The organism is Rossellomorea sp. QJM3NY_18 (genome assembly GCF_056173145.1).
The window spans coordinates 3,185,367-3,212,133 of the sequence record NZ_CM149659.1; the positions used below are offsets into that span (position 1 = coordinate 3,185,367).

Consider the following 26,767-nt stretch of genomic DNA (forward strand, 5'->3'; position numbering starts at 1 on the left):
TATTCAGTTCAACTATATAGTTCAGCTTAATAACAGTTTATTACAGTTCAACTGAATAGTAAACCATATTTTTGAAAAAATTAAAAAAGCCGATTTCCGTTACATTCGGAGATCGGCATGACTTATTACCAATGTGCTTGCAGCTTATTACCATCAGGATCATAAAAGTGGAAAAAGGCGTGGCCGGCATCTTCTTTCATCTCATCGACTTTCACATCGTGATCAATCAAGTGTTGATGAAAATTAGCAAGCTCCAGACTAGCAAAGCCGATGCTGAACTCTTGTTCATGATTCACTGTAAAATGGGCAAAGGTTTCATCTTCTGTTGGGATGAGGATCAGTAGGAAAGGTCCTTCATTCACTTTAAGAGCGGCAAGTTCCTCCGTCATGTTTACTAACTGGAGTCCTAATACATCTCTGTACCAGTGTGCAGATTGTTCCACATCTTTCACAGGAATCCTAATATAGTGGACTTGTTCAATGAATGATTTGCTCATATTCTTCTCTCCCTTACAATCTCAAAATTTTACTTATTAGCTTTTTTTCTACTATCAAGTTTTCTAGAACTATAAAAACACACCAAACCAGTAGCTACAAAAAGAAGGAACGGAATGATGACATATGCGGGCATAATGATCGTCCAATAAAGGAGATACGCACTTATGGCAAACAGAAACCAACTGATGATCAGTAAAAAACTTGAGGTCAGTTCTTTGAATGTAGTCATGGATTGCTCCTCCCTATGAATGTTTCCGGAAGATCTTCATAGGATAGTGACCCCAGTCTTCTTTAAGATCATCACTATGCACAATACTCCAGGCATTAAAGAAGGTCTGTCCCCGTTTGTTAAAAAAGAAGTGACCATCTATGCAGTAAGAGGCGTGTTGAATAATTCCGTCTGCATTTTCCCATGTAAGCACATCACCTGCTCTTATATCTTCAGAAGTGATCAAGTGATAATTCTCATTTTCTAAACTTTGAAGAAACGTTTGAGGATGGACCCATTCATGTATCATCCATTCTTGTTGAGTGATGGCGAAGAGTGTAGCCGATAAACAATTACTTCCCGCTCTGGATGAGAAGGTGTTGGCAAACCGTAGCAAGTGCGGAGAAGTTTGGGTCGGAACATCATAGCAAGTCCACTCCTCCCATTGTTGGGCAATATCTGTTATGAGGTCTTCTTTACGAGTATAAGAGAGGTCTTCCCATATCGCTTTATGAAGAACTAGATACTTCTCTCCATTCACTTCAACAACATTGTTACGGAGGGAGGATATGTCTACAGAGAAGTCAGAGGTTGGATGAATCAAGCCCCTGCCCACTGCCACTTGAATCTGAAAAAGCTCGATTTTCTTCTCAACTGGTAGATGATTCACCCAGCCTGGAGGTGTTACGAGTACATAGTCAACGTCCTTTGATAGATTCCAATACTCAAAGCTGTTCGCAAGTTGTACCTGTTTATAAGAGGAATGGTTTTTGAACTCTTCGTGGGGAACCACTAAGACATTACTTAGATATTCTTTAAAACTGGCAAGGTTGCTCTCTGGGAGGAAAAAAAGGTCTTTATTTGGTACATATGCCTTTATCCAATGCTTTAAAATGTCTGGTGTTGGCTGGAGCTTTCTTTTCATTTTTATTCACCTCTGACGTCATTCTCTGCGAAATTCCAATATCAGTCCATCTCCAACCTGAGAAGACTGTTTCAGCAGCTCTTTGCTGGCTTGATCAATCCAATAGTATTGAAGAGTTTCTCCAAAATACGTTTTCACCTTCCAAGCATCAACAAAATCATCAAACCCTCTATTGACACGCTCTGAACCGACTACTTGAGTGTGAATATCGACTTCTGACTCAAGCGTTGCATTGAAACCATTTAACCGCAGGGAATAACCAGACTTCAACGGCAGCACACGCAATAGCAGCTCAACAGAAAACGTGTCTACGTAGTATCCCTTTAGCTTGAAGGTTTTTTCACTATCTTTAATCGAGATATGCACTTCTTCATCACTATATTCGGCTTTCAGAAATTGACTACCATTTAAGTAATCAGTGAATGAAGGTTTAAACGTTGCCTTTTCAATGTGATGTATCTGTCCAATGTATCCCCTTTCACAAATTCCATCAGCATTATTCCCTTTTCAATATCTACAAAATAGACAGTTGGAGTACTAATTAAGGAATTTACAGCATTACTCCTTAGAAGTTTTAATTCTTTAGTAAGCTTCAGATTTTCGCTAAATTCTTTTAGGACAACATCATCACTAAATACCCCCTCATCATGGGAATAGGTAAGATGAAACATTGCAATGTTATTGTTAAACCCATCTTTATTTGTTTGTAAGTTCTTTATCTCTATTTCTGTGTCTTTTCTTATATTTTTCTTAATCAGTAGTTCTACTGTTTTATGTACTGCTACACTCAAATTTTCTGCCCCCAGCTTGGACCTATTCCATACTCATTCCTTTACACAGATATTCTATAAAAAGAAGAATTATTTCTTTCTAATTTGATCACCATCGTCTGTGACAAATTGACCACCATTCAGTTGGTTGAGCAATGCTTTACCGCAGCTAGTTTCCTTCGCTTTGACGGACGATCTCATCGACTATGTGTTCAATTGGTTTAGTTGCGTCAATGATCATCCCATTTCTTGGAATGTCTTCTTTCGTCTCATGCAAACGAACAATGAGCTCCCGTTCCGATTTCTCACCACCAAATTCATCTTCCGGTCGAGCGTCCAGTCGTCGGTTCAATGTTTCAATATCGACTTGGAGAACAAACACACCATCAAATAGATCGATAAATTTCGAGAAGTTCCTAGACCCACCACAGAAAAATGTTACTGGTTCACTCTTGTTATTGATCAAGTCTTTCACTTTCTCTACATCCCATATATGGTTCTCATGGGAGGCAGTATGGGTCCGATTACCAGTTTCTGGATCGCCCTGATAAGCCAATTCCCGGTCACCATGAATGGCTTGATAGCCGCGCCGCTGCAATTCATTACAGACGGTAGTTTTACCGGTGCAGGAAACCCCTTCAATTAGAAAATTCTTAACGCCCATTGTTAAAGCCTCCTTTCAAAAACATATTCTCCAGATTTGGTATGCGCCTTCAGTAGAACATCTTATGTAATTGATAACCCTAATATATGATCTGAAAACAAGATAGACTCTTCTAGATACATAGTTGAATTCGGTGATGCTAAGGGTGTTAGCTTCACATTCGTTAAGTAAATACAAGCAGAAGAATTTATGATTGTTTTGTCTGTAATGTCTATTTCTGGACTAAGCTCGTATTCTTGAAGAGCACGACCCAGAATAGGTTCATCTACTATTAATCCCAATTATTTCAAATGAAGCTTATAAAATGCAAGAAAAATTTAACAATGGCTTCCAAGGCTATAACCTTGGAGAAGAAGTTAAGGCTCCGGCAGGTCAAACAGTATTTATGTCGAAATTTATACATAAGACGTATTAAATGGGGGCGTAAATGATGGCAGAAGTTTTATTGTTCCACCATGTTTTGGGCAAAACGAAGGGGATCGAAGCATTCGCAGATCAGCTGAGAGATGCAGGGCATACAGTGCATGTGCCGGATTTATTTGATGGCCGCACATTTTCCTCGCTGGAAGAAGGCTTGGGATTTGTGAAAGAAATCGGATTTGGAGAAGTGACGGCGCGTGGTATTCAGGCAGCCGGCGATCTATCGCGAGATGTCGTTTATGCTGGGTTTTCACTTGGGGTTCCAGCAGCACAGCAGCTCGCTCAAACGCGCGAAGGCGCAAAAGGCGCACTGTTTTTCCATGCCTGCCTCCCGACCTCGGAGTTCGAATCTCCATGGCCCTCCGACTTGCCTGTGCAAATACATGCCATGAATGAAGATCCTTTCTTCGTGGAAGACGGCGACATCGATGCAGCACGTGAACTAGTGAAGTCAGCAAATCACGCTGAGCTTTTTCTATATGAGGGCAAGGAACACCTCTTCACCGACAGCAGTATACCCTCTTACGATGCTGACGCGACGCAGCTTGTGATCAAAAGGGTTCTCGAGTTTCTCGCATAATCATCAGGAAGCGCGGGGACGGTTCCTGTGCTCCCTTTTCGATAAAAAGGTGGCAGAAGAACCGTCCCCATGCTTTAATAACATGTATATTCCATCTTTAGAAACTCAAATGTGCTGCCATTTGTATCTTGCATAAAAGTCTCTACATCTTTAAATCCAACTTTTCTGTACAGTTTTATTGCTCTTTGATTAAAGGTTGCTACTGATAATGTGATTTTTTCAGATTTGAATTCTGATTGTACAAAGCTAATACCTGCCCTTAGAAATTCGATCCCATTACTCTTTCCAGTTAAATCCGGTCTCATCCCTAACCCAATATCAAAAATTCCTTCAGCTATTTTATTAACACTGAAGAAGGCAACCAGTTCCTTATCTTTTGAAACAGCAAACGTTGTATTCCCTCGTTCTTCCGGGTTTAAAAATTCATCTAAATCTTCTGCATCAGCTTCCATATCGTAAAATGAATAGTCACCATCATAGTGCCATTTAAATGCAATATTTTCTGCCTGTTCTTGTGTCATAACATTAAATCTATAAGTCATAATGCCTCCTGTTAAATAAGAAAATCATTGTTCTATGTGCTTTCTGAATCGGTATCTCAATTCGAACTTAATGTATTTTTTCTATCACTAACGTACCCATTTGTTAAATAAGGTGAGTAATGGCACAATTAGCTGATCTTAAGTGATTAAAGGCTTAGCTTAAAATGACCTGAACATTATTAGCAACATAATCTCTAAACCTCATTAGTTCATCATTCTCAAATTGACAATCATCTTTTTCACTCGAGTAACAACCAATTATTTTATTGACGGTGCTGCTCAATTCTTTCGGCAAGGTTGCTAAACCCCAACGCCCAGCTTCTTCCTTTGAAGATATGACTCCTTCTTTTACAAACCAGAACACTCTAATCATATTTAGCGTGCAATAAATAGGATCCTCTTGAATATGATCTAGACATTCTTGGAAATCTCCGACTATTGACGATAGATAATCTGAACGCGGAACTATGGGGAAAACTTCAGCTATAGGTTCGCCTGCCACACAAATCCCCCTCTTATGCAAAATAGTGATATGGGCTGCTAAATCCGGATCAGTGCTACTACCTCCACTTAAAAACTCGTGTGTATTCCTTACCAAATCATGTTCATACCGCTTTCTCCAAAACTCACTATAATGGAAATCAAATGGACAAGGGTGCTGCCAATCTTTTAATTGTTCCTTATTAATGAAACTGATTTCGACTGGGTATGGGGAATTGGAACAATTCAAAAAGAATTCAGCCAACTTCCTTTTCGTTTCAACTGGAATCGTTTTTTTCGTGACGACCAATAAATCTATATCGCTTTTGTCTGGATTAAATCCCCCCATTGCTAAGGAACCGTGAATATACAATCCAGCAAGGTCATCGTTTAATATAGTAGTGAGTTCTTCTTGTATACTTACAATAATACTTTCAACTTCAGCTGGGAAAGACTGCATTAAGCCCATTTACTATTCTCCTTTTTTCGTTATCCCACCCATTACAAGACAATACCTGGTTGAAGCTCATCTTATGTATTTGTCCCCGCTACTTTAAGGACTACTCGACACCATGTTTCAATTCTTCCTTTTGAACACTTTATTTCGTTCTATCACCGTGCAACCATTACTCTGGAATGTCTTAAGCATCGGGAGGTTATTGTGTCCAGTTGAGCCAATGTAATAAGAAGCTTTAAAGTCTTTCTTTAAGATTTCTAGTGATTGTTGGTGGAGAAGTTTGCTTTTCCCTATCCCTCTTTCTCTTGGAAGGATCCCGAAATAAAAAATCCTTCCCTCTTCTAACGTACCAGGTTTATGATGGGTCCTGATTGGAAATTTTGTTGAAGACTCGTTAGGTTAATTGCTCATTAATTCAAGAAGTTCAATAGCCGTACCGGTTATTGAACTGTAGTTATTGACCAAGTTTATTCAAGTAGGAAAGTCAGTCCTCCACATACTCCAAAACATCCTCAACATAGCTTTCCAGAGGTTTACTTGTATCTACTAACAAGCATTTGATATCGGTTGGTTTTTTACTGTTATTGATTGTATATCTAAATGCTTCTTCTGAAGTAATTTCTTTTATTTGACTGGTCATTCTTTCTCGATTCTTTAATCGAAAATTAACTTCCTTTACATCATCGATATAACATTCGACATATTTGTACGTAGCATTATATTTAGTAGATAAGTTCGTGCCCTTACTAACCAATTCATCATATAAGCAAGGACTATCAAAAATAACATCGTGACCTTGGGATAAATGAAATTCAATTAAAGACCAATCAATATTGTACGAAATCTTCCCAGCTAAGCTGTTATCGATTTCGCCTTCAATGGCTTCTAATAAAGCTGATTTAACAATATCGTGATCAATGAGTACAGCTCCTGTTCGCTTTGCAATCTGTCTAGATAGTGTAGACTTTCCTGACCCTGGAAAACCGGACATCTGAATGAAAAACATACTTGAATCCCTCGCTATAATTGTAATCTAATTTGAAATTCCAGATAACTAATTAAAGTTTATGAATCTAGATAATCTAGATCCACGCTTCAATACAATGGACTGACTTTGTCTTTGTATCTACTTTCACTTTCTTTCCTATAGCCAAAGGGTGCATGGGATGAGTATGGCATGTATCAAACTCAGCTAAAATAGGAATCTCTTTGTCATCTAATTGTTCCATAAGAATATCGATTGGCTTCTTACCCGATCCTAAATCATCATATCCCTCATGTTTCCCCAAAATGATTCCTGATACCTTTTCAAAGATTCCGTGCATTTTCAACATTGCAAAGTTCTTTTCCACTACCGACGCATCTTTCGCACAATCTTCTATCAGTAAGACATCCCCATTTTTTATAGGAGGGAAATAGTCCGTACCAATAAAACCATACATCGCATTAACATTTCCACCTATTAATCGACCTTCTGCGACTCCGGTGTTTCTTGTTATCCATTCATTTCTATATAAAGTTTTTTCTTTTGTTTTGTCTAACCAATTAACAGGTTCATCAGACCAATATGTAGGCATGGGAACTTCATAAGGAAGACTGCTTTCTGTCATAAAATAGTTAACAAAGTATTGGTACGTATCATTAACTAATGGTTCAAATTCACCAAAGGAAGGAATAAGTGCAGGACCATAATAAGTAGTGATATTCGTTTTATGATAAAGAGCAAGAAGTATAGCCGTCGCATCTGAGTAACCTACTACGATCTTCGGATTATTTATCAACGCTTCGTAATCTATATATGGTAAAAGGCTATTAGAATTGGTGCCACCTATCGTGGACATCACCATTTTTACTTCTGGATCTCGCAATAACTCGTTTAACTCATTTGCTCGCTCTTTAGGGGTACCTGAGCGATACCCTTCAGCCTTACCAGTCAAATTTCCTTCGACTATACACAAACCTTTGCTTTCCAGGAATGATTTTGCCCGTTCATATCGTTTTCTTGCTGTAACTGTCGCTGGTGATGATGGAGTGAAGATCCCCACTTTGTCACCTGGGTTTAATTTATTCATGGAATCCACCGTCCTTTATTGTTTAAACAATCCTGTATAGTTGCATACTCAACTATCAAATGTAATTTCATTACTTGGGTATACATCTGCAAACCAACGTAACACTCCATTATGATGGTTTATAATTTGTTGGGCCGTAATATCTTGCGAATCCCAAGTGCTGTGTGCGTCTGAAGCTAAAGTGACCTTATAATCCAAACTAAAGGCTCTTCTACACGTTGTATCCACACATGCTTCTGTTTGAATTCCCGCAATGACTACATGTTCGATCCCTTGTTTTTTCAGTTCATCATCTAAAGAAGTATTATAAAATGAATCTGGAGTCGTTTTTTGAATGATGACATCTTGAGGATGCGGAGTGATTTTAGGATGAATCTCCCAACCCTTTGTCCCATGCTCTAATGGTTTTCCTGCAGGTGCATTATGTTGTATAAAGAATATCGTTGTCTCGTTAGAGCGTGCTTTTTCGATTAGACCTTTTACAGTTTGTAGTAGCTTACCTCCTTGGTAAACAACATTACCTTCCTGAAACATCCCATTTTGAACGTCTATAATCAATAGTGCATTCTTCATCATTTTCCTCCTTGAATAAGCGTACGTTGGATACTAGCCTTCTTTTAAAATAAGAGACTTTTACATTCGACCTTCTTAAATCCATACTTATTCACACTGAACCCGTTCATAATGCTTCCCTTCCTTCGGCAAACTGCCCTCTGGCGGTGTCCAAGCATTTTGGCAAATAGTCTTTTCATCTACCACTGAGTATGTGTAAGTCCAGCCTTTTTCGTTTTCAAACTCAACTCTTAAATGATAAGGGTTGTATTGCCTCCCTGTTTGATGATCAATTTCCCACTTTTGATTGGGGTATTTTTCCTCAAGAAAATGGTCTAGTTGTTGTGTCTTATTTGACACTTGATAATCTATCCAATAGGGTCGAATCACGAAGAATGAAAGGACTAATGCAGTTATTGAGCACGTGATAATAAAACTCAGTTTTCTTCTCTTTTTATGCAATACAAATGCAGTTGCAAAGAGGACCAGGATAAATGCAGCACACATTGTTATTTCTATTATCGTTATTGGATGCACGGACATTCCCCCATCATTCCAGATAGCTGAATAAAGCTACTTACTGCTTTACATATTCACCATAAAGCAACTCCATCGCTTCAATAACCTTAGCGTCAGAATCCTGATTGTTTAGTCGATTAGGTAAGTTAATCGCCCCTAATGCAAAGAGATAAGGGTTGTCATTGAAGTCACCCATTATACCGATATCAACAGCTGCATTTTCCAGTCCACCTGTCATATGGTTTAAATGGTGTGGTGGAACTTGGTTTATATCTCCCTTTTGTCTCACCAAGCCATTAATGATAGGTGTCCACAAGAGAGGCTGTATTTTGTACCCTTGATAAATATGTATCATCAAATCTAGCAATTCGTTAAGCTGACCCATATTATTAATATCCCTTGGGTTTTCAGTAACCTGTATGGAGGGATAATAAGACTGGAGAGACTCATTTACCTTTTCCCAACCACCACAAAAATCCACAATACATCTAGCAATATAACTATCGTGACAAGCAATCATTACTTCAACCGCCTCCCTTAAAGGAAGGGTTTGTCTATTTTGTAGATGTGGATAAAGTTCTTTGCTATCTTCTTCTGGATTAAAGGATACTTCTTCAACAATGGAATCCCACTTAACCTCATCATCCTCTACCCATTTCGCTACACAAAATGCTATTGCCACTTTTGCTGCTGAAGCAAGGGGGATTGTGAGTTCGCTATTTAAAGAGATACATTCTTTATTTTCTTTAGTGGAATAGATCGTTATTCCTACTTCTCCTACATCTATTTCTTTCAGTTTTTCTATTGCTATATTCACTTTTTCACCTGCTTCGTTTTTCTTGGACAGATATTTCTTAGTAGAATCCAATCAAAGCCTTATTGAAATTAAGTATCTAGTTTTTTATCAGCCTGACATGTTCCACCCGTTGTACCAGCTTATGTACACACTCAATAATCAAATCCGGTCGATCAAGGAACACAGAATGGCCCGAATAACTTGCAAACACTAATTCTCCCTGTAAAGACAAGTTACTCTGGTTGGTGATAAGCTCTTCCCACTTCTCTTCAAATACTCGTAACTCCCGTTCAGGTATGCCATTTTCCAATTCAGATTGAATCGTATATTCCTTATCCCGTCCTATTACGATAACTGGAACATCAGGAAAATCTCCTAAACTCCTGATTACTTCTGCATCTTTCGTCCATTCCTTGATCTCTGATGCCATCGCTTTATAGAGTAATGGGTTCACCTGGAAGTCCAACAGTTCTTGCTGAATGGCCTTTGGAAATTGACGTTGTTTTTCATTAAGTGAAGGTTTCAGTATTTCCAATAGTTCTTGTTCACTTTTGATTGAATATTCCAAGCTTTTTTCAATCCATAATTGATCTGTTTCTTGATTTAAAATAGGTAGATCAAGCTTCTCTAATTCTTTCAATTCAACAGAGGTCGAGTCTACTAATATCACTCCGGCTACCTTATCAGGATGAACTTTAGCGAAGTGTTGAACACATAGACCACCATAAGAATGCCCTATCAAGTAAACCGGCTCGTCGATTTGAAAGTGATTGAGTATTTCTGCTAAATCACGAACGGTCGATGCTGTATTTTGAATCCCAGCCCCGATCTCACTTTGCCCCAGTCCCTGCCGGTGAAACGTTAGGATTCTATACGTTCTACTTAATGTTTGTATTACCTCATGCCACTCTTCAAATGAGCAGCCCATCCCTGTAAGGACAATAACAAGCGGACCTTTATTCCCTTTTAGAAGAACTTCCGTTTTGTGGTCGTTGATTTTAATCAGTTGGTTAATAGCTCTCAATCCTTTCGCTATCTCTAATGTTAATTATTTCAAATTTTGCAGTTTTGAGCAATGCTCGGGTTTTATTAAAGTTCCCATACTAGATTTTCTCCCGAACATTAGTTAATCGGTGAAATGTTCCCATTTTCATAAAAAAAAACGTTCCTTGGTCAGCCTTAGGGACGTTTTTTTGAAGTTTTCTCCATCACATACTCTTTTCAATCGTTCAGCTTTTCCTTCTCATTCCCTTAAAAGAGGGATGGAGTAGATTCATGCCGGACTTACAAATATCATGCTGGATATAAATTAATCATGCGGCTTACATAACAATCGTGCCAGTTTCAGAGACAATCATGCGAGATTTCCGATATTCAAGCTGCAGTGTCGAATTCTCTTTATTTGTGAGTACCTAGACACCACAGGGACAGGTACGCGACCCCTATTTTAGAAACAAGAGACCTGTCCTCATTGCTAACGAAGAGAATATTAGATATTATTTCAGTGGATATACCAACTCAATACCTTCCTCATCCTTTAGCGATTGATAATACCAGTAATTATGGTCGGCTCCATGGATGCAGAGAATTCTTTTATCAGCATACGTCTTGGTAACCTTTTTAACCCGTGCAGTCATAATATAGTGTCGTGCATTCCATACAATATTCTGAACGGCAGAATTAACTGAATGTAGCCAGTTATACATTTCATTTGTAATCGCATCGTATTCAAAAGAATTAAATGGGATAATCCCTTCATTCCATGCTGATAGTTTTTTATCATTCCAACTCCCTAACTCTTGCTCCAACTTACTCTTAGTTTCTGCGTCATATTTATCAAAAGGACCTTCTTCAAATACATCCTCTTCAAACCAATTCACTGGAACAAACGTAATACCCTTTTTCTTACATACAGGGAATATCAAATTAGGATATTCGTTTTGTGTCTCTCCGAGAATGCCAAATGGTTCACCTGTATTTAAATAGAGCTCCCAGCTTGATGGGTGAACTTCTCCACAAATGACATCAGGCTGAAATTCTTCTATTAATTCTTCCAACAGTGACAACGGAAAATGGTACTTTTTTTGCATTTCTTCATCGTGAGTCATTCCTAAGATACCGACAACTGACATAGTTACACATCCTCTATAATAGTAGTGCTTAAAACCCTTATTTCTGTTGAGTAAAAATGTGAGTCCCACATAGCCGCTTTTTTGATTGGCTCATTCTTCAATCATTTTCTCGTTCAACTCAAACCACTTTTCAATCTCACCTACTATAAAAGTAAACCCCTGTTCTTTAAATGGAGAGGTGATTCCACTCTCCTCTATTAATTGGAGAAATGATTTGCTCCCACCCAGTCTACAAAGATTCATAAATTTCTCCCAAGCCGTCGATTCATCTGTTTGTGCCATGCTCCAGATCTGCAAAGAACACATTTGGGCAAGGGCATAGTCTATATAGTAAAAGGGTGTTGTAAATATGTGTGCTTGTTGCTGCCAGAAAGCCCCTCTCTTTAAATAGGTGCTTTCGTAATCTGCCTTATAAGGCATATATTTGCTCTCAATCTCACTCCACTTTTCTTTTCTCTCTGAAGTGGATAATAAAGGGTTTTGATAGATGACATGCTGGAACTCATCGATTGCTGCCCTATAAGGCATTGAGAATAAGGCATCTTCAAGATGAGCATATCGATACTTATCAGCATCCTTACCAAATATTTTCTCCATGTAGGGCCAGACAAGGAATTCCATTGATATGGAATGAACTTCGCAAGCTTCTTTTGTAGGCAGAATATATTCCGGAATACTGTTTCGTTGATTAAAAAGATACATTTGCCAGGCGTGTCCAAATTCATGACTTAACACTTTGATATCTTTTCTTGTACCATTCAAATTCGCAAAAATATAGGGTGTTTTTTCATTACATAAGTATGTAGCATAGGCACCTCTTGCTTTGCCATCTTTAGGAAGTAAATCGAGTAGATGATTCGTGCACAACGAATGAAAGAATTCCCCGGCTTCCAATGACATGTCATTAAGCATCTCTTTAAAACTAGATACCATCCACTCAACGTCACCTTTTGGGCTTGGATTGCCGGTCCTGAAGCGAATGTCCTCATCGTAAAAGGTTAACTTATTCAGACCTAACCTGATCCTTTGTTTCTCTCTCGCTTTTTCAACAATGGGAACGATGTATTTTAAGATTAACTTCCGGAAGTCTGCTACATCTGCTTGATCATAACCGACTCTTGATAACCTGGCATAACCAAGCTCCACAAAGGAATCATGTCCCAGCTTCATTGCCATGGTGTTTCTTACTTTAATTAATTCATCAAAAATATGATCGATCTTATCTTCTAGCTGGCTGAGTAACTCGTACTTTTTTTCACCAGCTTGCTTTCTAATTGAACGATCGGCTGAATTCAAAAATGCGTCTAATTGAGATAAGGTTCTATTCTCTCCACTGAATTCAACGGTTGATGTAGCCAGCAATTTTGTATAGTCACTTATGAGATTATTTTCCTTAATTAAGTACTCGATGACTTCAGAACTAACTGTATGTTGAGAAGCCTCAGCTAGACAAACGAATTGTTCACCAAATTTCACTTTGATTTCATCTTTGAAAGAAGAATAGAAAACGTGCTCATGAAAAAGAGCTACTGTTTTTTCATAGATTGGCCAATTTTCATTAATATACTGCTGCTCTTTTTGATATGTAACATCTAAAGTATTCAAGTGACTCCTGATTTGAGCTATAGTAAGCATCGTTAACACATCATTCCTAAGAGAATTGATGTGATCTATTATTTCGAACTGTTCCAGCTGGGAATCACTTGCTTTGAACCTTTCTAAAAGTTGAAGTACTTTTCCTTCAAACTCTGCAATGTCCGATCTTTCGTAATTAAGATTATCAAAATCCACTCTACTCCCCCTATCTCTTCAAATTAATGGTAATGGACAATTTTGTGTAATAATAGTCTTATATTTCAAAAAATTGAATGGTATACTAGCGATATAAGGTAAGGAATATATTTATTCAACCCATAATTTCTTTGAACGCAAAAGGGAACTTTCTTAAGCTGAAAGTTCCCTTTTTTATTTTCCTATGGATTAGTTACTGGACAACAATTCAATCTCTTCTGTCGAGCAAACATATATACTACTACTCAATACGTGCTTGTTTTTCAGAATCCTCATTAAATAACCCAATAAATAAAGGTGCAAGGCAATCTACTTAGAACACACCTACTATCAAGGAAAGTATTCCATTGGCTCAGTACAATGAACATAACCATTTTTCTTGTAATAATTAATAGCTTCATCACTCGGCCATACTATTACAAATTCATATTTTTTCTCTCTTATCCAATCGTTTATTGTACTTAATACTTTACTTCCAACGCCTCCATTTCGATATTCTGGAAGGGTTATACGTTGGTCATATATGCAAATGGATGAGTAACCCTACCAGGCCTTGGCACTTTTTGTATTAATTCTATATATATATGAGAAGCAATTTTCCCCTTATCCTCTGCAACCCAAATAAACCACTGACTACTTTTTAGTGCATTTTCTAAGAACGTTTGACATTCCCTTTCAAATTCTTCATAGGACTCGTCTTTTTTGCTCTCATCAAACTCAATGGTATTATCCCATCTCATCTTAATTAATTGATTAATGTCTTTTGCTTCAGCAAGTCTAATATTCACTTAAATTCACCTCTTATATATTTTTCTTATTCGGCTATACTGCTCCTTTAATTGAAGAAAAGCAATAGCCGGATCATTAGCTGAACATAAGTAATTGTCTCCTATAACGGAACAAAGCAGTAAGATTTCATCTGGCAAGGTTGACCCCCGCATATAGTTTTTAAATTCATCCTATTCATTTTCTCCATTCACATAGTTAGAGGAACCGAAGAAAGACACTTTCGAAAAAAAACAGCATAGGAATAACTCCTATACTGTCCTTCTTTCTACCATGAACGTAATGACCACAAATAACAAAAATGCCAGCAGCAGGAGGGTTCCCCCAACGATAAAAAACACGGTGACGAATGATTCATCTAGTTGAAATGGATTTAAGTTGTACATCCACATGCCTACTGTCAGCCCCAGTGCTCCCACCATTCCCAAAATGCTATGAACTGCTACCAGCTTTTTGTATTTTATTGTATAGACCTTGTAAAAAATTCCCCAGGCGAATACCGAAAGCCAGCCGACCAGCAAAATGTGTGCATGAATTGGTTTTAAAGCATAGTCCATTTGCCCGGCCATATGTGATCCGATAAAGGTACCGACCAACCCGAAGATTGCGGCAAACCGGATCAAGCGTATACTCCAGATTTGTTCCATATTCTTCTCTCCCATTATTTCTTTATTTAGAAGGAAGGGTGATCGTGAAGATCGTTCCCTCCCCGACTGTACTTTGAACAGTGATATTCCCCTTGTGCAAGTCGATGATCTGCTTGACAATTGAGAGACCGAGACCGGTTCCTCCCTTTTTTCTAGCTGCATCAACACGGTAAAAGCGGTCAAAGATCTGCCCCATCTCTTCTTCTGACATTCCAATACCGCTATCCTTAAACGTGATAACCAGGTCTGATCCTCTATCGTTCAATCCAATCCATATACTGTCTCCACGACCGCTATATTTGATGGCGTTGGTCATAAGGTTATCCCACACATTTGTCATCAGTTCGGCATCATATTTAAATCGACGGGAAGGCAGCTTGTACGAGACCTCGATGCCCTTCTCCTCTATTAGCCACTGATATCTGCGGATGGCCTGCTTGATCTGTTCCTCCACCTGAACCTCGGAATAGTTCATCGGGTAGGCTTTCTGATCAAGGGAAGTGAGGATTAATAATTGTTTCGTTAAATGAGATAGACGCTTGGATTCATGATCAATAATTTCGAGATACTCATTCCTCTCTTCTTCTGCCACATCCGACTTCAATAGGTCGGCATATCCCTGAATATTCATCAGGGGTGATTGGAAATCATGGGACACATTATTAATGAAGGATTTACGGGCTTCATTATTATGCTTCAGTTGTCTCTGCATGGTGGTGAAGCTTTGTGCCAGTTGTCCGATTTCATCCCGGCGCTTGATCGTCAAGTCATAATGGAAGTTCTCGCGGGTCAATTCCTTTGTGGCTTCCGTCAGCTGGGTGATGGGCTGGATTAAATGTTTGGCAAACCAGATCATCCCGATGATACTGACGACTGAAACCGCTAAAACGAACCAGGCGAGAATCATGTGAATATCAGAGAAGAGCAGTTTGTTGTTTGGACGCATAAACAGTGCATATTGTTGTCCATTAGACGTAAACGGTACCCCGACCGTATTCCGGACATCGTTAGAAAAGTGTTCCATCACGAAGGACCGACTGGAATCCTCACTCATTCCATGATAAATCTCCTGATCCTCCAACACTTTCCGGGCCTCCCCAGAAAGATCGGTCTTAGAAAATGGCTCTCCAAAAAACGTTTTTCTCCCTTTCTCATCGATCACGAGAACCTGATAACCCAGCTTCCCGACCGATTCCAAATATGGAGACAGAGCAGATTGGTGACCGTGCATCCCCTCGAGACTCGACACGATTTCCTCTGCTACCTCGACGTTTTGACGATCGATTTTCTCCTTAGTGGTCGTCATGTAAACCCAATTTGCCAGAATGAAACCAGTAATGACACTGATGGTCAGGATAGAGAGGGTCGCAACAACGAATTTTCGGTAGAGCGTCCTCATCCCGTGACCTCCAGCTTATAGCCGATCCCTCTTACGGTGAGGATTTCTACTGTGGCCTCATATTTCTTAAGGCGGTCACGGATCCGGTTGATGTGGGTATTGAGCGTTTGTTCATTTCCTTCATAATCAATCCCCCACACGTGCTCGATCAATACAGCACGAGGGGCAATCTTATGGGCCCGGGATGCAAGGATACTCAACAATTCAAACTCCTTTAATGGAAACAGGATGGTTTCTTGATTGATCACCACTTCGAAGTTCTTCCGGTCAAGCTTCACATTCCCTACCGTGATCACCGTTTCCATTGCCCGTTCCACTCGTCGCAGGATGACAGCTATACGGAATAACAGTTCTTTGACCTCAAAGGGTTTTACAATATAATCTTCCGATCCGGACAAAAAGCCTTGTTCCTTATCGTCCAACTGTCCCTTTGCCGTCAAAAGAATCACTGGAATGTCATAATCCTGTGATAAGATCTTCGTCAGTTGATAACCGTCCATTCCCGGCATCATCACATCGACTACAGCTAAATCAACCGTCATTTCTTCTAATATCTTCAATGCTTCATCAGCATGATTCGCTTTATATACCTGGTATCCTTCACGGCTTAAATGGATGGAAACAAGTTGTTGTATATAGACATCATCATCCACAACCAGAATTTTCATCGATAGAACCTCCTATTGCTCAACACAAAGGTAACCTTCGTATGTCTACTATTGACTATTATGAGAGGTTTGATGATCCTTTTCAAATGCCAAAATCAACGTCGGCAGCAGCACTCCCCGCACAAGGAAGGTATCCATCAGAATCCCGACGGCCACCATGAAACCAAATATAAATAGGTCAGCAATCGGCATCGTTGTCAGGGCTGCAAAGGTGGCGGCCAGAATGATCCCTGCAGATGAAATTACGCCACCTGTATTTGTCATAGCGATTTCAAGGGCCTTCTTCACACCATGAGTCTTCCGTTCCTCCATAAATCGGGAAACGAGGATAATATTATAGTCAACCCCTAATGCCACCAGGAAGATGAAGGCGTAAACAGGCACCCGTGTACTGAGTGCATCATAACCAAACAACACATCCACCAGGAAGCTTCCAAGTCCCAATGCAGAGACATATGATAGCAGGATGGTTCCCACCATATAAAGAGGCATTTTAATTGAACGGGTAAGGGCAAATAAGAGACCCAGAATAAGGACCGTTTCAAGGATCACAATCGTCACGATATCTTTATTATTCAGGTCCCTCTCATCTACAAGCTTTGCCGTCACACCCCCATAATACGCTTCTCCATCGATGGATAGGTCCTGAAGCATATCAGGTGTCGATTCCCTCAGATCTTCCATAAAGTCAATGGCATCCTTTGAATAGGGATTCATGGAAAAAGCAACACTCAATTTCACTGCCTTATGATCTTCTGTTTGTCCTGATATCCGGACCGATGAAATCCCGTCCAATTTCTCCCATTCAGACTTGATTTCAGCCGTCTTCTCTTGTGTAAGGGCCTCATCACTTTCAATGAGTAAAGTAGAAGGAGCAAGCTCTCCTTTATCAAACCCCGACTCCACGATCTCATATCCGACACGAGATGGTAAATCTTTAGGAAATTTCTTGACTGTATCGAACTCAAACTCAATATTCACAACATTGATCGCTGTCACTACTAGGAAAATTCCGACCAATCCACCACTGAGCCATGGCTTTCTCCCCACAAACTTGGCAATCGATCCCCAAAACGTGTGTTTCACTATTTGTTCCTGACCATATTTCGGTACCTTCGGCCAAAACGCCTTCCGCCCAAACAGCGTAAACAGTGCAGGTACTAGCGTGATCGACGCCAACATAATAAAGAACATAGCCAGTCCAAAGATCGGGGCAAAGTTCTGATAATCACGGAAATTCGCAAAGAATAAAACCAGCATGGCCGCAAGCACCGTACCACCGGCAAAAAAGACAGGCTCTCCCGTAGCACGCATGGCATTCTTCATGGCATCATATTTACTTTCCACCTGAAGGAGCCCTTCCCGGTATCGGGAAAACACAAATAAGGAGTAATCAATCAAGGCCGCAAATAGTAGAATACTCATGATCGAAGTTGTCTGGTTATTGATTTCCAACCCGGCAGCCCCCATCAGAGCCACACTTTGATTTACCACTTGATAGACGATGATCGTCGCGAGAAGTGGAATGAACGCCAGCAACGGTGAACGATAAATGACAATGAGTAAAACCAATACAATCACAATCGTCGCAAGCAATAGAACGACATCCGCCTGTTCAAACAGCTTCGTCGCGTCCCCAGCAATCCCCGCAGGACCCGTTATATAGAATTTCGTGTCTTCGAAAGAATCCGCAATTTTATTACCGACTTCCGAGGCACGGTCGTTGATTTCAGAATAATCCTTACTTCCAAGCCCTTTTTCCAATTCCATCGGGGCGATCACCGTTGATCCATCATCGGAAATAAACCCTTCCAGAGCTTGAGGGGGGAGCTTACTGATATCAACAATACGATCAATCCCCTTAATATCCTCATCCATGATCCCTTTTAGAATTTCATTGACTTCATCCAACTTGATGTCACCGGAATCATTATGGAACACAAGGATACCGGGAGTTCCCTGCTCATTTGGAAATAACTCTTCTATTTTATCGTCAGCGATCATCGACGCCGCTTCATCAGGGAGTGATTGAAAATTACTCACTTGATAATCACCAATCTTAGGCCCTGCACTCAACCCTATCATCAGCACAAGCCAGACGATGATCGTCATCCACATCCCCCGCTTTGTCGATACCCAGTCTGTAATGGGATACAGCCATTTTTTCATTATGTAACCTCCTCGTATGTAATTCGTTACTCATTGTAAAGCCTGAATATAAACTTTATATCAACTTTTGTTTACAGAGAGGGGGAAATCATTCACCGGTGAAAGAAAACGTGTTGCCCTATTAAGAAATAATCATCTATTCTAAAACAGACGCCTCTCTAATTTAATTTGAAAGATGGTCTCAGCAACTCTAACCATTGCTGAATTTCTTTATAAATGTAACTATGATTGCAATAAACAAAACAATGAAGCTATTTATCAACAAATAGTACCCAACTTTCAACCCATAAAATATCGCAAAAGGATCACGAATAATAGCCAGTGCCAACAGCGCACCAATTCCCCCAAATACAATGGCTAATAAAAATATTGAAAACGCAGCAGAAAATAAATTTTGCTTCTTTTTGTAAGTTATGAATCCATAAACATTTGCCATTACGATAAAAATGCCCATTAGTGTGATAAAGAAAGTAGCCATTTCACACCTCCATTTTCAATAATAATAAAAACCTATAACGATTGAGATGCCTTACCCTCCCTACTTATTTTAAATAGAAGTAAAACCCCGGCAATCATCGTGATGATAGCTGGTACCAAGTAAAAGATTGCGACTGAGTAATATCCTACAATGGAAGAGATGATAAGTAAGGTTACTGCCAGCTTGCTTCTCTTATTGATCTGGAATGCACCAATTAAAGCCACTATTCCACTGATCACACCTAAAAATCCAATATTTCCAAATGTATATGAATCATCAATCATTGCAAACAATTGAGCAAATAGGGGTAGGATTATACCCAGCAACCCTCCGGTAATAGCTAAACCTTTCATAATTAAATCACTCTCCATTTTTAGTTAAATAATCATATTGTCAAAGAAACATAAAATCAAAATGTCGATACTCAACATTATCCAGAACCATTTATTCCTAAAAAACACAAAGTTAATTGAATTGATTAATGTGACTAGAGGGAAATAATAAAGCAGCAGACTAGATATAAGAAGTGCCGGTTGCTCATTACTGTAATGGTTTATCCAATTAGCTGTTAAGAGGCCAAGTACTACTCCCCTTATTAAAATAAAGAATACAGTAAGTAAGGTTTTAAATAGAATAAGACTTTTGAATGGCTTGATAGTTACCGAATGGTCCTTGAATTCTGGTGATACTTCTTCAGAAAAAGTATACTTAAACCTATGAATGGACTCCTTACATGCTTTACAGTGTTCAGCATGTTCATCCATAATTTCTTGTGTTGGCTGATCCAATTCACTATATAGTGGCATTAGCTCATTACAAAGGATATGAATTTTTTGATGTTCATTCAATACTTTCACCTCTCTCTAAACTTGAGAGTATTTTTTTCCTTACCCTGAATAATCTGGATTTGATTGCGGAAACAGGTAACCCCATAAGCGTCGATATTTCTTCATACTTATATCCATAGTACTCCTTCGCCAAAAAGATCGTCTTTTCTTCTTTACTGATACTAGAAAGAGCGTCATCGAAAATTTCTTTTCTCATGGTAATCTTTTCAGGTGTTAAATGATCCTCAAGGAGATTTTCCATTAGATCCACTTCATCTAACAAGTGGGGTTTCTTTTTCCTATAGTGATCAATCAAAATGTTTTTAGACACTGAAACTAGCCAACTCTTTATATATTGAACTTCCAAGATTTTTTCAGGTTCTTTTAACAATCTTGAAAAAACCTCCTGCACTACATCTTCAGCTAGGTTCTGGTCATTAGTCAGCTTCACCAAAAAATTTTTCAAGTAGGAATAGTTCATGGTATATTCTTTTTCAATTAAACTGAACGTGTCTTTCCTAAAGTATTTTTTCATGAATATTCCTTTCTAATGATCAGCTTCATTAGTGAGACGTGTGGGGATACAAAAAGTTGCTTCTTTTCATAAAAATTTTTATGTATTAAAAAAAGGTGTAACCAGTCTACTTGGAAACACCTTTCGGATTACCTTATTTTGTTAAATATATACTAATCCTAATTATTTCAATTATTCTTCACTTATGCAATGCCCATTCTCTAAAAAGCCGTACTCCGCCAATCTCATTGCTTTAATAAATCAAAATCGTAGCGATACTATCAATATCACTAGGATGATGGACAAACAAATTATAAGTTTTCAATTCTTTTCATATCTTCTGCAGACAATTCGAAATCGAAAAGATCTAGATTAGATGCTTGATTTTCGCGGTTGTGAGATTTAGGAATAACGATCACACCACGTTGGATTTGGTATTTTAATAAAACTTGTGCGCCAGATTTTTTATAGGATTCACCGATTTCATCCAAAACCTCTTTTTGATGGGCTTCGGCTTTCATAGGTCCCCATGCAACCGGTGCAATGCCCTCTTCTTTTAATACAGCGAGAAGATCTTTGTTAGGTTCTGTTAGGTTGATTTGTATTTGATTAACTGCTGGCTTCACTTTAGCGAATGATTTCAATTCTTCCAGATGCTCTTTTCCAAAGTTTGAAACGCCGATAGCTTTTAGTTTGCCGGCTTCGTAATATTCTTCAAAGACTTCCCAAGTGTTTTGAAGTTGTCCTTTGTCTTCGATAGGAAAGTGAATAAGAAGCAGATCAAGATAGTCGGTTTGAAAGTTTTTTAGACTGTTATCGATTGTTGCACGAGTCGCTTCCTTTGAAGAAATATATTTTTCATCGCCTGGAACTTTTGTCGTAATAAATAACTCTTCCCGAGGCACTGTGCTTTCTGCTAAAACTCTTCCGACAAGTTCTTCGTTTCGATAAACGATGGCTGCATCGATTGACCGGTACCCCAACTCAAGTGCTGATAGAAGTTCAGGAATTTCGTTTGTTAACGCCGCGTTATATTCATTATTTTCTTTCCCATACGTATTTGTACCTGTACCTACAATTGGCATTTTCAGCCCATTATTAAGCGTGATGTATTCCATATGTCTAAGCACTCCCTCTGTATACTCAAATTTTTCTGCTTACAAAGTCCATCATATCAAATTATAGAATTTTCAAAAAGAAATATGAAAGAAGGGAGTTTTTTGGATGTATTTCCTCTAAATTTTCTTTTTCAACCGTTTAGCCACTCAATCTCTTACCCTTGAAAAGAGGTCTGAAAAAAAATCATGCGAGGTTCACATTTATCAAGCGGGATTTGGAACAATCATGCGGCTCCACAAGTAATCGTGCGGGTTTCAGAGGCAATCATGCAAGAATTCAGATAATCATGCCACAGTGTCGGATTTTCTTTGTCCGAGAGTAAAAAAGGTACCACGGGGCCTGGGATTCCCACGATCCACTATTGGCTATTTGTCAGTTCACCTGTTTCGCTATCAATAAGGAAATGATTGGGGGAAAGATCCCCATGAATCAATGTGGATTTCCTATTGCTTCTTGAATCGGTAGCCTACGCCCCAAATGGTTTCAATAAATTCAGGGGTTGAAGGGTCCTTTTCAATCTTCTCCCGGATTTTTCTGATATGGACGGTGACCGTCGTGATGTCCCCGAAAGAATCATATCCCCAGAGTCTTTCGAATAGATGTTCCTTTGAGAAGACCCTGTCAGGATGGGTGGCCAGGAACACCAATAAATCGAATTCTTTTGCTGTTAATGATTTTTCTTCATTGTCCACGTATACTCTCCGGGAATCGAGGTCCACCCTGAGGTTCTTGATTTCGATTTCATCTTTCGGGGCTTCCCTACTGATTAATCGGTCATATCTTGACATATGCGCCTTTACCCGGGCAACAAGTTCACTCGGTGTGAAGGGCTTCACGATATAATCATCTGCTCCGCGGTCAAATCCCCTGATTTTATCAATGTCTTCTTTTCGGGCGGTCACCATAAGAATCGGAATATCTAAGAATTCCCGCAGCTTTTTGCATAACTCAAATCCGTCGATTCCAGGCAGCATTAAATCTAACAGGATGAGGTTGTATGAATATGTCCTTGCAAGGCTCAACCCTTCCTCCCCTGTCGAAGCGATATCACTGCCATATCCGTTCACCTCTAAATAATCCCTTTCCAGTTCAGCAATATCCATCTCATCTTCAATAATCAATATTTTCTTCACGCTCATTCACCTTTTTCAATGTAAAATAAATGCTCGTCCCCACTCCCGGCTCACTCTCTGCCCAGATTTCCCCTCCGTGGTTTTTGATGATTTTTTTGGCAATCGACAGTCCGAGCCCAGTGCCTCCCGTGGCTGAATTCCTCGATTCATCTGTTCGGTAGAAGCTGTCAAAGATATTGGATAGATCCTTTTTCAGGATTCTGCTCCCATTGTCTTTGATTTCCACCTGGACTTCATTCATGCTCTCACTGAGGATGACCTGTATTACTTTCACTGATTTGTCCATATACTTCAGACTGTTTTGTGTGATATTCATGACGACCCTGTTTAATTTTTCCCTATCCGCCTCCACAACGTAAGACTTTAGAGGATCATGGATCAGTACCGCTTTCCCATGGTCTTGTTCAAGGGTTAACGAGAGTTCTTCAATGAAGTCATGAAAATAATCATCCAGTTTTATCTTCTCAAATATAAATGGAATTTGTTCAAGGTCCAGTTTGGAATAGAGAAACAGTTCATCGATGAGAGCATCCATATCATGAGCGTTTTTTTCAATCTTGGAAATATAACGATTCAGTTTCTCAGGAGTGCCCGCCACTCCATCTTGAATGCCGCTCACATATCCTTTGATCGAGGTCAGTGGCGTCTTCAAATCATGCGAAATACTGGCAATGAGCTCCTGACGATTCAGCTCGTACTGATGTTGAACCGCAGCCGCTTCCTTCAGTTTCAACCGCATGTCTTCAAAGGTATTGGACAGTTCCCCCAATTCATCCTTCTTCTCTGAAGCACAGCTGTCATCAAGATTCCCTTCACTGATCCTTTTTGCTGCCAGGGATAAACTCTTGATTGGTTCGAGAATACTCCTGGAAATAAAATAAGTCAGGATCGCGTTGGTGACGAAGAGTATCACAATCATCGCCCCAAAACGAAAGGTTTGAAAGACGTGCATATCCTCCCCTTCAGGCTTCTTTCCAAGCACATAAAAAAACAAATACCCGGCAGCAAGTTCGACAATGATTAAACTGAGTATAGGGATAAAAATCATTCCGATATTCGATAAAACCAGTCTTTTCTTTAAGGACATCGCACTGTCACCTCCTCTTTCAACATCACAACTCCAATATAAGTATCGGAAATGCCGGACGTTTCTCCAGTTGCATAAAACGGACTGTCCGGCAAGCGTTCATATTATTTACGATTCTCCCCTAGATTTTCCGTTGTCACAAAACGATCGAACTTAATAAACCCGATAAAAATGAACAATGAACCAAAGATATTACACATAACCCTGAACCAATGGACGATTTTGAATTCCTTTAACGTTTGTTTTAGAAATTCAACAGAATGGACGTCAGCACCTTCAATAAACATGATTTCATTCCGCGGCCACTCAAAAAGAATGGAGGCTGCCCCTTCTAATATGATGGCCATCAGGCTGAAGAGTACCCATTTTCTTGCCGGTTTCACTTTCCACACAAAGATTCCTGCCAGGACACCCGTCAGGATACTGACAAACCCCAATGGCGGAAAGTATGTGTGGGGACTTGCGACTTGCATCCAGTCCATGGATGATTCCAATGTCTCCGGTACGTTGTGAAAAATATTCGGATAGACCATAAATGTATTAAGCAAGATGCCCCCCAATATGATCCACTGGATCCAAAGATGGGATAAAACGGAGTAATAACCTACTTTTTTGAACATGTAAAAAACTCCTTCTCAAATTCGTTTTTGTCACCTTAACGGCTGACATGTACTCATTGTAAGGAGCAATTCTAAATGATTTCTTATGTAGTTCTTAATTAATTCTTAAATGCTGTTTACAAAAAGACGTAATCCCATAAGGATCACGTCGAATGAAGATCTGAAAAGTATGTTTTTTTCGTGCTGACTTTGAAAACTCATTTTGGGAAACAAGGTCATTTAATCGTCTGGTAAACGAGCCCTATGGCCCCAGAGTCAAATGTCTTGTTTTCAATTAGCTTAAGATTGATCTTTTCTTTGATACCTTGGAATAACGGCAGCCCGCTCCCGATCAGAACGGGAGAAACTGTCATTTTATACTCATCTATTAAATCAAGCTGCATAAGGTAGTGTGCCAACCTTGGACTTCCGAGTATGACCATATCCTGACCCGGCTGCTGTTTGAGGTTGTTGATCTCTTTCATGACATCTTCTTTGACCAGTCTGGAATTGTTCCATTCGACTTTTTCCAGTGTCCTCGAAAATACGATTTTTTCTGTCTTTTCGATCCATTCGGCATGATCTCTTTCATGCTGTGAAGCTGATGGGTTCGAAGAGACAGATGGCCAATAACTGTGCATCATCTGGTATGTCCCACCTCCCCAGATGACGGTGTCGACAGTACTCAGAATTTCCTTCGCGTGCTTCTCAAGATCAGCATCGTAGGAAACCCAGCCAATGTCCATATCCCCCTTCGGCCCTTCTACAAAACCGTCAAGCGATGCGTGCAAAAATAGAACAAGTTTTCTCATTTTGGATTCTCCTTTTTTATGATAGATAGTAACAACACTATACTTTAACTTCCTCTTAACAAACAAACTAAGAAGAATTCATTTTTAAAAAAAGATTAAAGAACGTTTCGGAAAATCACTTAAAAGCATTCAGTGCGACCTTAGCTGCCTTTGCTATAAGTTCATTATCATAGGCAGCATCCTTAGTATCACGGCTGGATAGGATCGCGATGATGATGGGAGCTCGATTCGGCGGCCAAACGATAGCAATATCGTTTCGCGTTCCGTAGTCTCCTGCTCCGGATTTATCGCCTACCTCCCATCCTTTAGGTACAGCGGCTCGGATCAGTTCGTCCCCAGTAGTATTCGTCCGCATCCAATCGGTTAGGAGTGTACGCTTACCCTCCTGGAGCACGTCGTCGACGGTGAAAGCCTTCAGGCTGGTGGCAAGTGCTCTTGCTGTACTGGTATCACGGATGTCTCCTGGGATGGCACTGTTCAAATCAGTCTCAAAGCGATCAGCCTCGGTGACTTGATCTCCGATTTGCCTCAGTGTATTTTCGAAGCCGTCAGGTCCTCCGAGTTCCTGCAATAAAAGGTTCCCCGCGGTATTATCGCTGTACCGGATAGCCGCATCGCAAATTTCCCTAAGGGTCATCCCGGTATCCACGTGTTGCTCAGTAATGGGCGAATACGTGACCAGGTCATCTTGGGTGTAGGTGATGACCTCGTCAAGTTCGTCAATCGAGTTTTGCTGTAGCACTGCCCCTGCAGCCAAAGCCTTATAGGTGGATGTGTAAGCGAACCGTTCATCAGGTCGATAGACCACCGTGCGATTTGTACCGGTGTCAATAGCATAGACGCCGAGCCGTGCATCAAACTTTTTCTCGAGTTGCATGAACTTATGAGCAGACCCATGACTTGTACCTTGTGTTTCGTCTCCCTTTTCTTTTGCCTCCGCCTGCTTTAATCCGTCTCCAACGAGGCTTAACCCGATAAGACTTAAACTTAACAGTCCAACACACATCCAGATTTTTAACATTCTGACACTTTTCAACATCATCATTCCTCTCCTATTTTATTGACAATAGTCTAATTAGACTTTATACTAGCTTAGTCTAATTAGACTATTGTGTAAAGGAAT

General features: G+C 39.7%; 31 protein-coding genes. 1 reads left to right on the forward strand and 30 read right to left on the reverse strand.

Annotated features, from left to right (window positions below; genetic code table 11):
• Positions 1–125 precede the first annotated feature (125 nt).
• From AC0VXY_RS16465 to AC0VXY_RS16485, 5 genes are all read right to left on the reverse strand, one after another.
• Entirely contained in the window at positions 126–497 is a 372-nt protein-coding gene (locus AC0VXY_RS16465; RefSeq protein ID WP_475525894.1) for a VOC family protein, read from the reverse strand.
• Positions 498–740: 243 nt separating this feature from the next.
• A complete protein-coding gene (locus AC0VXY_RS16470; protein ID WP_475525895.1) occupies positions 741–1,631 on the reverse strand; it encodes a hypothetical protein in 891 nt (296 codons plus the stop codon).
• A gap of 18 nt (positions 1,632–1,649) precedes the next feature.
• Complete coding sequence (locus AC0VXY_RS16475; RefSeq protein WP_475527885.1) at positions 1,650–2,117, reverse strand: DUF3108 domain-containing protein; 468 nt, start codon at positions 2,115–2,117, stop codon at positions 1,650–1,652.
• Positions 2,039–2,422 (reverse strand): hypothetical protein, encoded by a 384-nt coding sequence (locus tag AC0VXY_RS16480; protein WP_475525896.1) that lies wholly within the window; start codon positions 2,420–2,422, stop codon positions 2,039–2,041. Before AC0VXY_RS16480 ends, AC0VXY_RS16475 begins: the two co-directional genes overlap by 79 nt.
• Positions 2,423–2,570: 148 nt before the next feature.
• A complete protein-coding gene (locus AC0VXY_RS16485; protein WP_475525897.1) occupies positions 2,571–3,065 on the reverse strand; it encodes an AAA family ATPase in 495 nt (164 codons plus the stop codon).
• Between the two features lie 427 nt (positions 3,066–3,492).
• On the opposite strand from AC0VXY_RS16485, the gene AC0VXY_RS16490 reads away from it, so the two are divergent.
• The gene (locus AC0VXY_RS16490; RefSeq protein ID WP_475525898.1) at positions 3,493–4,065 is read left to right on the forward strand and encodes a dienelactone hydrolase family protein; all 573 of its coding nucleotides are present in this window, start codon (positions 3,493–3,495) and stop codon (positions 4,063–4,065) included.
• A 74-nt stretch (positions 4,066–4,139) separates the two neighbouring features.
• On the opposite strand, the gene AC0VXY_RS16495 is transcribed toward AC0VXY_RS16490, so the two are convergent.
• The 25 genes from AC0VXY_RS16495 to bla form a co-directional block, all read right to left on the reverse strand.
• Complete coding sequence (locus tag AC0VXY_RS16495) at positions 4,140–4,607, reverse strand: GNAT family N-acetyltransferase (RefSeq protein ID WP_475525899.1); 468 nt, start codon at positions 4,605–4,607, stop codon at positions 4,140–4,142.
• Positions 4,608–4,761: 154 nt separating this feature from the next.
• A complete protein-coding gene (locus AC0VXY_RS16500) occupies positions 4,762–5,556 on the reverse strand; it encodes an aminoglycoside adenylyltransferase domain-containing protein (protein ID WP_475525900.1) in 795 nt (264 codons plus the stop codon).
• A 472-nt stretch (positions 5,557–6,028) separates the two neighbouring features.
• Positions 6,029–6,550 (reverse strand): P-loop nucleotide/nucleoside kinase family protein, encoded by a 522-nt coding sequence (locus AC0VXY_RS16505; RefSeq protein WP_475525901.1) that lies wholly within the window; start codon positions 6,548–6,550, stop codon positions 6,029–6,031.
• 76 nt (positions 6,551–6,626) lie between these two features.
• Positions 6,627–7,616: a S66 family peptidase gene (locus AC0VXY_RS16510; protein WP_475525903.1), complete on the reverse strand. Its 990-nt coding sequence runs from the start codon at positions 7,614–7,616 to the stop codon at positions 6,627–6,629.
• Between the two features lie 48 nt (positions 7,617–7,664).
• On the reverse strand, positions 7,665–8,192 hold the full coding sequence (locus AC0VXY_RS16515; protein WP_475525904.1) for a cysteine hydrolase family protein: 528 nt from the start codon (positions 8,190–8,192) through the stop codon (positions 7,665–7,667).
• An 84-nt stretch (positions 8,193–8,276) separates the two neighbouring features.
• Entirely contained in the window at positions 8,277–8,705 is a 429-nt protein-coding gene (locus AC0VXY_RS16520) for a hypothetical protein (protein WP_475525905.1), read from the reverse strand.
• Positions 8,706–8,745: 40 nt separating this feature from the next.
• Entirely contained in the window at positions 8,746–9,504 is a 759-nt protein-coding gene (locus AC0VXY_RS16525) for a serine hydrolase (RefSeq protein ID WP_475527886.1), read from the reverse strand.
• Between the two features lie 76 nt (positions 9,505–9,580).
• Positions 9,581–10,507, reverse strand: coding sequence for an alpha/beta hydrolase (locus tag AC0VXY_RS16530; RefSeq protein ID WP_475525906.1), 927 nt, complete (start codon positions 10,505–10,507; stop codon positions 9,581–9,583).
• 472 nt (positions 10,508–10,979) lie between these two features.
• Positions 10,980–11,615, reverse strand: coding sequence for a hypothetical protein (locus AC0VXY_RS16535; protein WP_475525907.1), 636 nt, complete (start codon positions 11,613–11,615; stop codon positions 10,980–10,982).
• A 90-nt stretch (positions 11,616–11,705) separates the two neighbouring features.
• Positions 11,706–13,406, reverse strand: a complete 1,701-nt coding sequence (locus AC0VXY_RS16540) for a M3 family oligoendopeptidase (protein WP_475525908.1) — start codon at positions 13,404–13,406, stop codon at positions 11,706–11,708.
• Between the two features lie 330 nt (positions 13,407–13,736).
• Positions 13,737–13,937: a GNAT family N-acetyltransferase gene (locus AC0VXY_RS16545; RefSeq protein ID WP_475527887.1), complete on the reverse strand. Its 201-nt coding sequence runs from the start codon at positions 13,935–13,937 to the stop codon at positions 13,737–13,739.
• Positions 13,913–14,194, reverse strand: coding sequence for a hypothetical protein (locus tag AC0VXY_RS16550; protein ID WP_475525909.1), 282 nt, complete (start codon positions 14,192–14,194; stop codon positions 13,913–13,915). The genes AC0VXY_RS16545 and AC0VXY_RS16550 overlap by 25 nt, the downstream gene beginning before the upstream one ends.
• A gap of 249 nt (positions 14,195–14,443) precedes the next feature.
• Positions 14,444–14,839: a hypothetical protein gene (locus AC0VXY_RS16555; RefSeq protein WP_475525910.1), complete on the reverse strand. Its 396-nt coding sequence runs from the start codon at positions 14,837–14,839 to the stop codon at positions 14,444–14,446.
• A gap of 22 nt (positions 14,840–14,861) precedes the next feature.
• The gene (locus AC0VXY_RS16560; protein WP_435989789.1) at positions 14,862–16,238 is read right to left on the reverse strand and encodes a sensor histidine kinase; all 1,377 of its coding nucleotides are present in this window, start codon (positions 16,236–16,238) and stop codon (positions 14,862–14,864) included.
• Positions 16,235–16,906 carry a response regulator transcription factor gene (locus AC0VXY_RS16565; protein WP_435989788.1) on the reverse strand — a complete coding sequence of 224 codons (672 nt, stop codon included), beginning with the start codon at positions 16,904–16,906 and terminating at the stop codon, positions 16,235–16,237. Before AC0VXY_RS16565 ends, AC0VXY_RS16560 begins: the two co-directional genes overlap by 4 nt.
• A gap of 48 nt (positions 16,907–16,954) precedes the next feature.
• Positions 16,955–19,075, reverse strand: coding sequence for an MMPL family transporter (locus AC0VXY_RS16570; protein ID WP_475525911.1), 2,121 nt, complete (start codon positions 19,073–19,075; stop codon positions 16,955–16,957).
• Positions 19,076–19,265: 190 nt separating this feature from the next.
• The gene (locus AC0VXY_RS16575; protein WP_435989786.1) at positions 19,266–19,553 is read right to left on the reverse strand and encodes a 3-isopropylmalate dehydrogenase; all 288 of its coding nucleotides are present in this window, start codon (positions 19,551–19,553) and stop codon (positions 19,266–19,268) included.
• A gap of 32 nt (positions 19,554–19,585) precedes the next feature.
• Positions 19,586–19,879: a hypothetical protein gene (locus AC0VXY_RS16580; RefSeq protein WP_475525912.1), complete on the reverse strand. Its 294-nt coding sequence runs from the start codon at positions 19,877–19,879 to the stop codon at positions 19,586–19,588.
• A 514-nt stretch (positions 19,880–20,393) separates the two neighbouring features.
• Positions 20,394–20,915, reverse strand: a complete 522-nt coding sequence (locus AC0VXY_RS16585) for an RNA polymerase sigma factor (RefSeq protein WP_475525913.1) — start codon at positions 20,913–20,915, stop codon at positions 20,394–20,396.
• Between the two features lie 290 nt (positions 20,916–21,205).
• Positions 21,206–22,012 (reverse strand): aldo/keto reductase, encoded by an 807-nt coding sequence (locus AC0VXY_RS16590; protein WP_475525914.1) that lies wholly within the window; start codon positions 22,010–22,012, stop codon positions 21,206–21,208.
• Between the two features lie 444 nt (positions 22,013–22,456).
• Positions 22,457–23,146 (reverse strand): response regulator transcription factor, encoded by a 690-nt coding sequence (locus AC0VXY_RS16595; protein ID WP_475527888.1) that lies wholly within the window; start codon positions 23,144–23,146, stop codon positions 22,457–22,459.
• On the reverse strand, positions 23,124–24,233 hold the full coding sequence (locus AC0VXY_RS16600) for a sensor histidine kinase (RefSeq protein ID WP_475525915.1): 1,110 nt from the start codon (positions 24,231–24,233) through the stop codon (positions 23,124–23,126). Before AC0VXY_RS16600 ends, AC0VXY_RS16595 begins: the two co-directional genes overlap by 23 nt.
• Before the next feature lie 104 nt (positions 24,234–24,337).
• The gene (locus AC0VXY_RS16605) at positions 24,338–24,853 is read right to left on the reverse strand and encodes a hypothetical protein (protein ID WP_435989780.1); all 516 of its coding nucleotides are present in this window, start codon (positions 24,851–24,853) and stop codon (positions 24,338–24,340) included.
• Positions 24,854–25,068: 215 nt separating this feature from the next.
• Positions 25,069–25,644: a dihydrofolate reductase family protein gene (locus AC0VXY_RS16610; RefSeq protein WP_475525916.1), complete on the reverse strand. Its 576-nt coding sequence runs from the start codon at positions 25,642–25,644 to the stop codon at positions 25,069–25,071.
• Between the two features lie 115 nt (positions 25,645–25,759).
• Positions 25,760–26,686 (reverse strand): class A beta-lactamase, encoded by a 927-nt coding sequence (gene bla / locus AC0VXY_RS16615; protein WP_475527889.1) that lies wholly within the window; start codon positions 26,684–26,686, stop codon positions 25,760–25,762.
• Positions 26,687–26,767 lie beyond the last annotated feature (81 nt).